Annotated in this window: 1 protein-coding gene; it reads right to left on the minus strand. The window is 58.0% G+C overall.

Annotation, left to right across the window (positions count from 1 at the left end; genetic code table 11):
• Positions 1 to 111: 111 nt before the first annotated feature.
• Complete coding sequence (locus ABIQ96_RS11700) at positions 112 to 13,989, minus strand: Ig-like domain-containing protein (RefSeq protein WP_348214773.1); 13,878 nt, start codon at positions 13,987 to 13,989, stop codon at positions 112 to 114.
• Positions 13,990 to 14,672 lie beyond the last annotated feature (683 nt).

A 14,672-nucleotide genomic window follows, 5' to 3' on the forward strand; every position in this document is an offset into this window, starting at 1 on the left:
GCGGGCAAAATTTGGCGACGAGCATTCGTGGCGGGCATGGGACTCTCCCAACGCGGCTGAATGACTTGATCCCATATATTTGTTTGATTCCGAGGCTACGATCCGACCCATTCAGGGAACAGATATGACTACATTGAGACGTGCGAAAATCCGCCCGTTTACGGCAAGCGATCGGGGAATGTAAACCTTCACAAGATCCACACCCGGCGCGGCCGCATCATTGCTAGGAACGATCACGACACCCGGAGCTCCTTGAGCGTTTGTCCAGGAACCGACGAAATCCGTGTTCCATTCCACTTTGATCGTGGTGGACGGATCGGTGTTCGCCAGATCCGTGCGGCGGTAGGTGAAGAGGAGGTAGTCTTTGTTAGGAAAATTTTCATTCGGAGGTGGATTCGCCAGAGACACCGTTGGCAGGAAAGCCGCGTCCGATTGATTGGCTGGATTTCCTCCGATGACATATTCAACCGCATTGCTGATCGAATCCTTATCGGAGTCTGCTCCGGGAGATGCGCTCAGTCCGTAACTGCTCATCCATTGGTTGAATTGGTTCACCGCGTTTACCGTGATCGAAATCGTACCAGGAAGCGAGGTGGCGATCCCGTCGTTCGCGACAAACGTGAAGCTGTCAGGTCCGCTGTAGTTTGCCGCAGGGGTATAAATCTGATTCGCTCCGGAACCGCTCAAGGTGCCGTGAATCGGCCCGTTGCTAACAGCGTAGGTCATTGGATCGTTCTCCGAATCGTTGGCGGCCAAAGTGACCGGCAAGGACACACCTTGGTTGACACTAAGATTCTGGGATTGGGCGACCGGAGCATTGTTCACATGCGGAACATCGATGGAAACCACAAAACGGGCGAACAGACTACCTTGATTCGCCAGAAGCCGCGGAATGTAAACCTTCACCAGGTCCACTCCCGGACCGGCCTCGTCATTGCCTTCCACCACGATCACACCAAGTGTGCCCTGGGTATTGGTCCAGATCGAGAAATTGGTGCTCCAGTCCACGCGGATGGAGGTCTTTTCATCGGCCTTCGCAAGGTCCGTCCTACGATAGGTGAAGAGCAGATAGTTTTTGTTAGGAAGGTTTTCATTCGGAGCGGGATTCGCCAGCGACACGGTAGGCAGCCAGTTGACGTTCGATTGATTTTTCGGATCTCCGCCGATCACAAACTCGACCGCATTGCTGATGCCGTCATGGTCCGGATCATCTCCGGGATTTCCGACGAGTCCGTATCCTGCAAGCCAGCTGGCGAATGAATCGTCGATGACCGAGTTCACCGTGATCGACACCGTCGCAGCGGTCGAACTCGCAGCACCGTCGTTGACTTTGAACGTGAAGCTGTCCGGCCCGTTGTAGTTCGCTACCGGATGATAGGTCAGATTCGGCGGGGTGCCGGTCAGGTTCCCATGGAGCGGAGTGCCGATCTCGACGAAATTCAGCGAGCTGGTTTCAACGTCGTTGCCTACCAGCGTGATCGCCAGCGTACTGTCTTCGTTGAGACTCACCGATTGGGCGAATGCGACAGGCACGTCATTGATCGAGTTCACCGTGATCGATACCGTCGCGGCAAGTGAGTCGGACGCACCGTCGTTTACTTTGAACGTGAAGCTGTCCGCTCCATAGTAGTTCGCCACCGGATGATAGGTGACATTCGGCGGGGTGCCGGTCAGATTGCCGTGGAGCGGAGTGCCGATCTCGACGAAATTCAGCGAGCTGGTTTCAACATCGCTGCCTGACAGGGTGATCGCCAGCGAGTTGTCCTCGTTGACATTCACCGACTGAGCGTTCGCCACAGGAACGTCGTTTACTGGGTTCACCGTGATTGAAACCGTTGCGGACGCCGAACTGACAGCCCCATCGTTTGCAATAAACGTGAAACTGTCCGGACCGGAATAGTTCGCACTCGGAGTGTAGATCAGATTCGGGACTGTCCCGGTGAGCGTGCCATGAAGCGGATTGCCGGCAACGGAATAAGTTAGGACGTCGTTGTTCGAGTCGGTGGCGGCAAGGGTAACCGGAAGCGGGATGTCCTCGTTGGCCGAAAGATTTTGCGCTAGGGCAACAGGAGCATTGTTCACAGAGGGCACGTCTATGGAAACCACGAGGCGGGCAAACAGCTTCCCGTTGGCAGAAAGTGAAAGCGGAATATAAACCTTCACCAAGTCCACTCCGGGAGCAGCCTCGTCATTGCCTTCGACCACCAATACGCCGGAGGTGCCTTGGGTATTGGTCCACGCCGCGAAATCGGCGCTCCAGTCTACACGGATGGAGGTGCGATCATCACCCTTCGCGAGGTCCGTGCGACGGTAGGTGAAAAGGAGGTAGCTTTTGTTAGGCAGATTTTCATTCGGGGCTGGATTCGCCAGCGACACGGTAGGCAACCAGTTGGCGTTCGATTGGCTTTTCGGATCCCCTCCGATCACAAACTCCACGGCATTGCTGATGCCATCGTGGTCCGGATCCTCGCCTGGATTTCCAACCAGCCCGTAACCCGCCAACCAGTTGGCAAATCCGTCGTCGATGACCGAGTTCACCGTGAGGGTCACCGTCATGATGTTGGAATTCAAATTTCCGTCGGTCGCATGATAGGTGAACGAGTCGGAACCCGAATAATTCGCAGCGGGAGTGTAGGTGTATCCGCCATTGGGATTCAATGTTAGGGTGCCATGGGCAGGTCCCGCGTTGAGCACTGCGGTAAACGTATCACCGTCAAGATCGGTGTCATTGGATAGCACACCCGGCGCGGCGACAACCAACGCGGTGTCCTCGTTGGTGGTTCCGGAATCGGCCGCTGCCACGGGTGCGTCATTGATGGAGTTTACCGTGAGAGTTACCGTTGCAATGTTGGAGTTCAGGGTGCCATCGGTGACGTGGTAGGTGAACGTCGCAATGCCGTAGAAGTTCGCTGCCGGGGTATAGTCGTAGCTGCCGTCGGGGTTGAGGGCCAGCGTGCCGCTCGACGGACCGACTTCGAGCACCGCAGTGAATGTGTCGCCTTCGAGATCGCTGTCGTTGGCAATCACTCCCGGGGCACTGACATGAAGGACGGTATCCTCGTCGGTGGTGCCGGAATCGGCGGCGGCCACCGGTGCGTCATTGATCGGACTGACAGTGATCGTCACTGTCACGACGTTGGAGTCCAGATTTCCGTCGGTCGTGTGGTAGGTGAAGCTCGCCACACCGTGGAAGTTTGCCGCAGGCGTGTAATCATAGCTGCCGTCAGCTTGGAGAACCAGCGTGCCGCTGGATGGACCGACATCAAGCACCGCGGTGAGCGGGTCACCGTCCAAGTCGCTGTCATTGGCGAGTATACCAGAGGCTACGACGTGCAGCACGGTGTCCTCATCGGTCGTGCCGGAGTCGGCCACTGCGACCGGCGCGTCGTTGATCGGGTTGATCGTGATCGTCACGGTCGCGACATTCGAAGTTAGATTTCCATCCGTCGCATGGTAGGTGAACGTCGCGACGCCGTGGAAGTTTGCCGCAGGCGTGTAATCATAGCTGCCGTCAGCGTGGAGCACCAGCGTGCCGCTGGTCGGAGCGATATCGAGCACCGCCATAAGCGAATCCCCGTCGAGGTCCGTGTCGTCGGACAAGACCCCCGGAGCCGCGACATGGAGGATAGCGTCCTCGTCGGTCGTGCCGGAATCCGCCAACGCCGTCGGTGCGTCGTTAATGGAGTTCACCGTGATCGTCACGGTCGCGACGTTGGAGTTCAGATTTCCGTCGGTCGCGTGGTAGGTGAAGCTCACCACGCCGTGGAAATTCACCGCAGGCGTGTAGTCATAGCCGCCGTCAGCATGGAGCACCAGCGTGCCACCAGTCGGAGCGACATCGAGCACTGCAGTGATCGCGTCGCCGTCAAGATCGCTGTCGTTGGCAAGCACTCCGGGAGCAGCAACCTGCAGCAAGATGTCCTCGTCGGTCGTACTGGAATCGGCTGCTGCTACCGGAGCGTCGTTGATCGAGTTCACTGTGATCGTCACGGTCGCGACGTTGGAATCGAGGGTGCCGTCGGTCGCGTGGTAGGTGAAGGTCGCTTGGCCGTGGAAGTTCGCTGCTGGGGTATAGTCGTAGCCGCCGTCGGGGTTGAGGGCCAGCGTACCGCTCGAAGGACCGACGTCGAGCACTGCGGTGAACGCGTCACCATCAAGATCGCTGTCGTTGGCAAGCACTCCGGGAGCCGCAACCTGCAGCATGATGTCTTCGTCGGTCGTGCCGGAATCGGCCACAGCGACGGGTGCGTCATTGATCGAGTTCACTATGATCGTCACGGTCGCGACGTTGGAATCGAGGGTGCCGTCGGTCGCGTGGTAGGTGAAGGTCGCGACGCCGTGGAAATTCGCCGCAGGGGTGTAGTCGTAGCTGCCGTCGGCCTGGAGCACCAGCGTGCCGCTAGTCGGAGCGACATCGAGCACTGCGGTGAGCGAGTCGCCGTCAAGATCGCTGTCATTGGCAAGCACTCCGGGAGCAGCAACCTGCAGCATGATGTCTTCGTCAGTGGTTTCCGAATCGGCGACGGCGACGGGTGCGTCATTGATGGAGTTCACCGTGATCGTCACGGTCACGATGTTGGAATCGAGGGTGCCGTCGGTCGTGTGGTAGGTGAAGCTCGCCACACCGTGGAAATTGGCCGCAGGCGTGTAGTCATAGCTGCCGTCGGCTTGGAGAACCAACGTGCCGCTTGATGGGCCAACATCAAGCACTGCGGTGAAGGTGTCACCGTCGAGGTCGTTGTCATTGGCGAGGACTCCAGGAGCAACGACATGCAGGACGGTATCCTCGTCAGTCGTGCCGGAATCGGCGGCGGCCACCGGTGCGTCATTGATCGGACTGACCGTGATCGTCACGGTCACGACGTTGGAATCGAGGGTGCCGTCAGTCGCGTGGTAGGTGAAGCCCGCCACGCCGTGGAAGTTGGCCGCAGGCGTGTAGTCGTAACTGCCGTCGGATTGGAGCACCAACGTGCCGCTTGATGGGCCAGCATCAAGTACTGCGGTGAAGGTGTCACCGTCGAAGTCGTTGTCATTGGCGAGGACTCCAGGAGCAACCACATGCAGGACGGTATCCTCGTCAGTCGTGCCGGAATCGGCCACGGCGACGGGTGCGTCATTGATCGGATTGACCGTGATCGTCACGGTCATGACGTTGGAGTCCAGATTTCCGTCGGTCGCGTGATAGGTGAAGATTGATTGGCCGTGGAAGTTTGCCGCAGGCGTGTAGTCGTAGCTGCCATCGGCGCGGAGCAACAGCGTGCCGTTGGCCGGAGCGACATCAAGCACCGCCGTAAGCGAATCCCCGTCGAGGTCCGTGTCGTTGGACAGGACGCCAGGAGCTACAACATTGAGAATGGTGTCTTCGTCAGTGGCTCCCGAATCGGCTGTGGCGACGGGCGCGTCATTGATCGGATTGACCGTGATCGTCACCGTCGCAACGTTGGAATCGAGGGTGCCGTCGGTCGCGTGGTAGGCGAAGGTCTCTACGCCGTGGAAATTCGCCGCAGGCGTATAGTCGTAGCTGCCGTCGGCATGGAGGACCAGCGTGCCGCTGGCCGGAGCGATATCGAGCACCGCGGTGAACGCGTCGCCATCAAGATCGCTGTCATTCGACAGCACTCCCGGAGCCGCGACATTGAGGACGGTGTCCTCGTCGGTCGCGCTGGAATCGGCTACTGCCACCGGTGCGTCGTTGATGGAGTTCACCGTGATGGTCACGGTCGCGACATTCGAAGTTAGATTTCCATCGGTTGCATGGTAGGTGAAGGACGCCACACCATGGAAGTTTTCCGCAGGCGTGTAGTCGTAGCTGCCGTCGGCATGGAGAACCAGCGTGCCGCTGGCCGGAGCGACATCGAGCACTGAGGTGATCGAGTCGCCATCAAGATCGCTGTCGTTCGACAGCACACCGGGAATCGCAACCTGCAGCACGGTATCTTCGTCAGTCGTGCCGGTATCGGCCGCGGCGACGGGCGCGTCGTTGATGGCATCTACCGTGATGGTTACGGTCGCAACGTTGGAATCCCATGTGCCATCGGTTGCGTGGTAAGTGAAGCTCGCCACACCGTGGAAATTGGCCGCAGGCGTGTAGTCGTAGCTGCCGTCGGCACGGAGCACCAGCGTGCCACTCGATGGACCGGCGTCGAGCACGGCCGTTAGAATGCCGGGTTCCACGTCGGTGTCGTTGCCCAGAACTCCAGGTGCGGCGACCTGAAGGATGGAGTCTTCATCAGTCGCGCTTGAATCCGCCACTGCCACCGGCGCGTCGTTGATCGAGTTCACCGTGAGGGACACCGCCACGATTGCGGAATTCGCCACGCCATCGAAAGCATGATAGGTGAACGAATCGGAGCCGAAATAATTCGCAGTGGGAGTGTAGGTGTATCCGCCATCGGGATTCAAGGTCAGAGTGCCGTGGGCAGGTCCCGCGTTGAGCACCGCGGTTAGAGAGTTTCCATCCAGGTCCGTGTCGTTGGACAAGACACCCGGAGCGGCGACGACCAACGCGATATCCTCGTCGGTGGTTCCGGAATCGGCCGCCGCCACCGGTGCGTCGTTGACCGGGTTCACCGTGAGGGTTACGGTCACGATGTTCGAACTGAGATTTCCGTCGGACGCGTGGTAAGTGAAAGTCACGACGCCATTGAAGTTCGCGACCGGAGTGTAGTCGTAGCTGCCATCCGCATGGAGCACCAGCATGCCACTCAACGGGCCGACATCAAGCACCGCAGTTAGAGTGCCGGGTTCCACGTCCGTGTCATTCGATAGGACTCCGGGCGCGGCGACCACCAGTGCGGCATCTTCATTGGTCGCGCCGGAATCAGCGACTGCCACCGGTGCGTCGTTGACCGGGTTGATCGTAAGCGTGACGGTGGTGATGGAGGAACTCACCACGCCGTCGAAAGCGTGATAGGTAAACGAGTCGGAACCGAAATAATTCGCTGTTGGCGTGTAGTTGAATGCACCAGTGGTGGGATTTAATGTCAGAGTTCCATGAGTAGGTCCGACATCCAACACCGCAGTGAGCGCGACAAGTTCGGAGTCGGTGTCATTTGACAAAACTCCGGCGGCAGGAACGACAAGCGGAACGTCCTCATCGGTAGAATAGCTGTCGGCCACCGCAACGGGCGGAGCATTGGGGATATAGACCGCCGTCATGTGATAGTCGGCGCTCATGGTCACGCTGGTGGCGGGGGTGACTGCGAAATCAACCCCGTTGAGCTGCCATTTCTGGAAATTCATGGCTCCGATCGCCGCCGGCACGGACAGGCTGACCAGCGGCGAGGCCAGGTAAATCCGGCTGAAGCCGGTGACGCCATTTCCTTTGGAGTTGGAATCCGCAGGACTAACCGTCACGTTCACGCCTGGATCCGGCAAGGAGGCCACCGTGAGGGTATGAGTGAGCTGGGGTTCAAGCCGGACATTGTCGAGCAACAGGTCCGAGTTGTTATTGACCGCACTCGTCAGGGGCACATCCAGAAACTGAAGGGTGGTCGTGTTGCTGTTAGCAACAAAGCTCGTCGACTTTTCCGTCCACAGGTAGGAGACGCCGCCCGGCCCGGTGATGGGGAAATCCTCGTCAGGTTTGATCCTGACCGAGGAGCTGTCGGTGAGCATGACACGCAACCTGTGTTGGAATGTGCCCGCGTAGGCACCGAGGCTGAAGAGAAGGTTATAAGGCCGTCCTGGAGTCGTTGCGAAAGTCTGCGAAAACACCCCGTTGGCAGCCGCGTTGGTGTCATTGAAAGAGACCATTTTCGAGGTGGTCGTCGGATGGGTCGAAGGCAATGACGCGGTGCCGGTCTTGATCACGAAATTTCCCGAGGTGGTCCAAAAAGTCGGGACGGATGGAGAGCCGGAGACCGTCTCGAAGCTGCCGTTCTTAAGCACGCCATTGATCGTGATGGAAACCGTGGCGGGGGCCGAGTCCGCCGTGCCGTCGTTGGCCTTGAAGGTGAAGCTGTCGGAACCGGTGAAGGTGGAAACCGGGTAATAAGTCAGATTGGGAGGGGTCCCGGAAAGGCTTCCTTGGGCGGGAGCGGTCACGATCGAATAAGTAATGGCGTCCCCGTCCGCGTCAGTGCCAGTGAGGACAAGCGGCAGGACGGTTCCTCCTGTCATCGTGAGCGACTGGCCGTTGGCCACCGGAGGGTCGGGGACCGCGCTGACCGTGATCGAAACCGTCGCCGGGGCCGTTGGGCCGGAGCCGTCGTTCACGGTGAAGGTGAAGCTATCGGGACCGTTGTAATTCAGGGTCGGGGTGTAGGTCAGGTTCGGCGCGGTGCCTGAAAGCGTGCCGTGCGAAGGGTTGGTGTTGGCAAAAAGCAGGACATCCCCGTCGATATCGGTTCCGGCGAGGGTGATTGCCAGCGGGGTATCTTCCGCGGTCACGAGCGTTTGCGGGGTCGCGGCGGAAGGGTCGTTCGTCGCGGCGACAGTTAGAGTAACGGTGGTGGTTGCCGAGTTCAATGACCCGTTCGTCGCATGATAGGTGAACGTATCGGTGCCGTTGAAATCCGCCGCCGGATCATAGGTGAAGCTGCCATCCGGATTCAATGCAAGCACGCCGTGGGAGGTGGTCGCATCCAGGACCGCAGTCATTCCGAGAGTGTTCGGCTCCTCATCATTTGTCAAAACCCCTGGAGCCACCACTGTCAGCAGGGTGTCTTCCGTGGCGGGATACGAATCCGCGGCCGCCCGTGGGGAATTGTCGATGACATACACGGCGTTCATCGTGTGGTTGTCATCCACAAGGACACTCGTTGTCAGACCGGCAGGAGTGACATCGACACCGTTTTTCTGCCATTTCTGGAAGACCTTCGGACCCGAAGTGGCGGTCGCGGTGAGCGTCACGGTTGTGCCGAATGAATAAGTCCGCGAGAAGGGGGTGGGTCCATTGGAACTACCAGCCAGATCCGCAGGAGCGACGGTCACACCCAGCCCTGCGGTCGGAGTGGAGGTAACCACCAGTGTGCGGGTGTTGCTGATTTCATTGACCGTGACATGGTCGAGGAGAAGGTCGCAGTTGGTTGCATCGCCGGTTTCCGGGTCCGCGGAGTTGTCGTGGAATATCAGCGTGGTGCTGGCGCTGTCAGCGACAAATGTATAACTCAAGGATCCCCAAAGGGCTGCCGCGGGTCCGGCGTTGAGGAATACGGTTTGGGAAAGCAGCAAGGCGTTCCCGTTCACCGTGGTGCGGAGGCTTTGCCTGCGGCCTTGCTGGCCGACGATGCCGGTGTCGAAATTCAACTGATAGGCCTTGCCGGCCTCCGTCTCGAAACTCTGGGAAATCGTGCTGCCGAAGGCTTTGTTGACGCTGTTGAACAGCGCCATATGGGTACCGTCCGTGGAAGTGTAGGTTCCGTCGTTGTTATAGATGACCGCCGCTCCGGGGACCGATTCATTGACCACCCAGACGGGGATGGGGGCGAAATTGGCGGGGGAATCCTGCTCGAAGCTCCCGTTGGCGATCAGATTGGGTGCCTGGATGGTGATGGTCACGGTCGCAACGGCCGAATCCAACTCACCGTCGTTGACGTGATAGGTGAACGAGTCGGTTCCCAGATAATTCGAATCCGGCAGGTAAGTGAAGCTACCATCTGAATTCAGCGTCAGGTCGCCGTTGGCAGGACCGTCGTTCAAATGGACCGTCAGCGGACTCATTTCCGCATCCGTATCGTTGCCTTTGACGCCGGGAGCGGAGACGCTCAGTTGCACATTCTGTGTGGTGGAGTAAGAATCCGCCACCGCGAACGGTGCGGCGTTGACCAGATAGACCGCGTTCATCGTGTGGCTTCCATCCATGGTCACGCTGACATTGGCATCGTTGGAATAATCCACCCCGTTTTTCTGCCATTTCACGAAATCCGCCGGCCCGCTGGCGAGCGGGGCGGTTAGAGAAACCGTCGCGCCAGGAGTGTAGGTCCGGATGAAATTGGTAACGCCATCGCCACTCAGGCCGAGATCGGTCGGTGATACTACCACATTGATGCCCGTGACCGGGGACGAGGTGACCGTCAAAGTGCTGTTGGCGCTGGCCACCACCTTCACATTATCGAGCAACAGATCGATGAAATGTCCGGATACTGAAACGTCGGTGAACGTGAGTGTCGCCGAGGTGCCGTCCGCAACGAACGAGTGGGTCTTCGACTCCCATTGGGAAATACCGATACCCGTGCCCGTGGCCGAATCGGTCACAGAAAGCAGCGATGTTCCGCCCGTCACCGTCACCGCGAACTCCATGACGCCCGCGAACGGACCACCGGCACCCATGTCGAAGGTGAGCATATACGACTGTCCGGGTGTCGTCGCGAAGGTCTGCGAGATCACTCCGCTGACAGGTTGCTGTCCACCGTTGAAGACCGCCATCTTGACCGGATCGGTCGCGACGTATGTGCCATCCGAGGTGTAGGCAAACTGGCTGCCGGTCGCGGTCCAACCGAACATGTCGGATTCAAAACTGCCGTTGACGAGAATGTTGGCACCTGCGGCGTTGACCGTCAGGGAGACCATCACCGTGTTGGAATTGAGGAGTCCGTCATTGGCGTGATAGGTAAACGAATCGGGTCCGGCGTAACCCGGCGCCGGGGTGTAAATGAAACCGCCATTCGAATTCAAATTCAGATTGCCGTGGGATGGCCCTACGTTTGCCACCGCAGTCAGGGAATCCATCTGCCCGTCCGTGTCGTTGGCAAGCAGGCCGGGCGCAACCACCACCAGCGGGGTGTCCTGATTGACCGAATAGGAATCCGCAACCGCCACGGGAGCCGTATTGCCCGGAAGATAAACGGCGTTGAGCGCGTGGTTTCCATCCATCGTCACGCTGATTCCCGCGTTCGTGCTATAGTCCACGCCATTTTTCTGCCATTTGACGAAGGCAGTCCCACCATGAGTGAGAGGAGCGGTCAGGTTCACCGAGGCGCCATTGGCATACACACGGTTGAATGCGGTGTCTCCGCTGGAAACGCCGTTGAGATCCGCCGGAGTGACGATCACGCTCGCCCCGCTGGTCGGCGATGAGGTTACGGACAACACTTGGTTAGCACTGGAAGTCACCCGCACGTTATCGAGTAAGAGGTCCACGAAATTGATGTTTGAGGAAACGTCGGTGAAGGTCAGCGTTGTTGTCGCGCTGTTGGCCACGAAATAATGGCTTTTCGCCGACCAAGCTGAAGCTGAGACGCCGCTTCCCGTGGCGGAATCGGTCTCCGAGAGAAGCGTGCCTGCACCGGTGACCGTCACCGCGAGTTGCTGCGATTGGCCCGAGGTTCCTACGACGCCCATGTCAAACGCCAACAGATAGGCCTGCCCCGGCGTCGTCGCGAACGATTGGAAGATTGTTCCGTTAGGCGTGGCGGTGCCACCATTGAAGACCATCAGCCTGCTCGGATCCGTAGCCGTGTAGGCACCGCTCGTTACATAACCGAAACAATTGCCGCTTTCGGTCCAGTTGGTGACATCGGCAACCACTCCGTTTCCATCCGCAGTCCCGAGTTCAAAGCTGCCATTGGCCACAAGGTTCGCAACGGGGGGATTCACCGTGATTGTGACCGTGGCGATGTTCGAATCCAGCGCACCGTCGTTGGCATGATAGGCGAACGAGTCGGGTCCGGTATAGCCTCCCGTCGGTGTGTAGGTAAAACCTCCGTTGCCATTCAAGGTCACGCTGCCATGGGCCGGGCCTACGTTTAAAACCGCAGTCAACGGATTGAATTGAGGATCCGTGTCATTCACAAGCACGCCGCTGGCGGCAACCACAAGCGGGGTACTCTGGGTCGCCACGTAAGTGTCATTCACCGCGGTCGGCACCGTATTGGCTTCCTTCAGATAGACGCGCACCCGGTCCAATAACAAATCCACGGAAGCTGCTGTCGAAGACACGTCCGTAAAGGTCAGCACCGTCGTCGCGCTGTCAGCGACAAAATCGTGACTCTTTTTATACTGCCAGGTCGAGGCAAGCGCATTGTTTCCCGTGGCCGAATCCGTCACGGTCAAGAGTGAGGCCGCTCCGGTAAGCGCCACCTGCACCTGCTGTTGGACAGTGCCCACGACTCCCATGTCGAACTCCACCGTGTATGTTTGCCCGGATATCGTCGGAAAACTCTGTGACGCCACCCCGCTCGGAACGGACGACGGACCGTTGAAAACGAGAAGCCGCGCGCCATCGGTTTTGGAATACGGTGCGTTTTCCACATAGCCGAACACTTCCCCGCTGGTTGTCCACGAGGTCACGTTCGTGACTATGCCGTTTCCATCCGGGGTTCCGAGTTCGAAGCTGCCGTTGTTGAGAAGCGAGTAAACCGCCTTCAACGTGTGGTTGGCGTCCATTGTCAAGCTGATGGCGGTGGAGGCGCTGTAAAACAATCCGTCCTTCTGCCATTCTTCGAAATTCAAGCCACCGGAAGTCGGCGGCGCGGTCAAATTCACGGATGCCCCCTCGTTGTAGGTGCGGGTGAAATTCGTGTCGCCATTTCCGTTCGAGTTGAGATCCACCGGCGTCACCGTCACACTCGCGCCGACATAAGGAGAGGAAGTCACCGTCAGCGTTGGCGTGATTTCCAAGTTCATCCGGACATCGTCCAACAAGAGATCCACGGAATTGGTCGTCGCCGATTTGTCTTCAAAGGTCACCGTGGTGGTCAAACTGTTCGCGACAAATTCAAAGTCCTTGTTCGCCCACTGTGTCGCGCCGCCGCCTGGACCGGAGAGTTGCTCGGTCTGGGATAGAAGGGGGAAATTTCCCGTCACCTTCACATTCAGGGATTGGAGGGCGCTGCTGCCGTTCACTCCCATATCGAATCCCAATTTATACTTCTCGCCGGGAATGGTCTCGACCACTTGGGAAACCACACCGTCCGGTGCTGATTCAGCACCGTTGAAAACCATCAGCTTGGTGCCGTCCGTCGCCGGAAGAGGCGAGCCCACGACACTATTATTTCCGCTAAACGACCAGCCTTGGCCATAGGATTCGAAGCTGCCGTCGATCAAGGTTCTCGAGGTAAACTCCCGTGTGGTATCAGGCAAAATAAGATTCTGCTGGGGAGTCCGGTCGCGAACCCCTTGAACGGACAAAACATAAAGCGTTCCCGGCGCTTGCGGACTGGTCGTCAGGGTGACCACCCGCTTGGAAACGGAATCCAACTCCGCTTGCAAAACCGAAACACCGCTACTCAGACTGAAATTCCCGACAGCCGCTGCCGAGTCATCCAAGGGCTTGCTGAATTTCACGGTCAAATGCGTCAAATCCGTGCGCGAATCCAGACGGGCGATCGCCGGCGGACTCGAAGTGCCCAACGGCGAAATGGCGGCAGTCACCGCAGGCAGCCAGCATTCGGCCATTTTCCCATATCCTGCGAGATTCGGGTGGACTCCATCGCTCAAATCAGCCGCTCCCAAAGCGGAGTTCATGTCGAGGAAACTCACTTGGCGTCCCAAGGCTACCTGTTCGGCGACGATGCCAGGAAGCGAAGCATTGAACTCCGCCTGAAGAGTCTGGATGCCGACGCTGTCCGTCCGAGGCAGCAAACTGGCGACAATGATTTTCGTATAGGGACGGGACGCGGAAAGACTCGCGATCAGGCTCTTCAGTTGATCCTGGGTCTGAGCGACTCCCTCACCCGCGCTGAAGTCGTTGGTGCCGATTTCAAGTAGAACAACGTCAGGATCTTCGGTCTCCTTCAGCCAGACACCCATTTGATTGCGAAGATCCTCGATACGGGCACCGGGAACCCCTTGGTGATCCACGTCAGGAAGGGAAGGATTGTTCAAATCCGACCGCGATCCGACGAAATCCACTGTGTAGCCGGCAGTTGTTAACAACGAATAAAGCCCGTTTCGATAGCCGCCTTCAACGCCACCCTCGCTGCCAAATCCTTGGGTGATCGAGTCTCCCAACGGCATGATCCGCACAGGCGGAACTTCTCCTTCACCATAGGCGACAGTCGGGGCGGACAAGACAAGTGAACCCACAAGACCAGCGAGCCGCATCATGGATCTCATTGAATGAAGAAGGGGGTAGAAAAAGGGGGCACTCATCTGAAAATAAACAGAATTCATCATTCAAGCCTCAAGAAGCAATGCCGGAACGTGTTCCGTGATGGCACTGCACCAGAGCTGTCGTTGGAGGGCTGGGGGAGAAACTGAATTCGAATGATTTAGCTCCATGGTAAGTACTCGCGTCAAGTCGTTATGCCTTACGCAGCATGCGCGCCAAAAAATATTTGTTTTACAACCCATTGATAATTCATGAATTACCTTTTTAAATACGCTCCCGACACCATCGTGAGGGATCGCAGTGCCCTGCGCCAGCAAGCGGGCGCAAAACCACGGAAAGCATAAGGAAAAGTTCATATCAGGGGGGAATTAAAGGTTCACACCACCCGGTAAATGGGAGCTGCCGACCTCTTATCGACCAGATCCTAACATGAAATCAGCCTCCTAATATCACGTGATCGCGTAATGTCAGGAGGCTGATGCATTCTCACCGATATCGAGACCAAAAGGCGGTCTCCGCAGTTGACTGGAATTGCTCGTTTGCGCGAACAATTTATCCATCAACATTACGGGACCGGTTCCAGCTTGGACTTCCGGGTCCGAATTTTAAAAATGCGTTACGATTTCGAAGGTGAGTTCATTTTGAGTCATAAAGTTCAGGCAATAGGGCCAACCGATAC

The sequence above is a fragment of the Luteolibacter sp. genome, from assembly GCF_039920825.1.
Classification (GTDB): Bacteria; Verrucomicrobiota; Verrucomicrobiia; order Verrucomicrobiales; family Akkermansiaceae; genus Luteolibacter.

What these genes read in the sequence shown, in the direction of transcription:
- ABIQ96_RS11700 (WP_348214773.1), bottom strand. Translation starts at nt 13,989, where the DNA reads ATGATGCGGCTCGCTGGTCTTGTGGGTTCACTTGTCTTGTCCGCCCCG.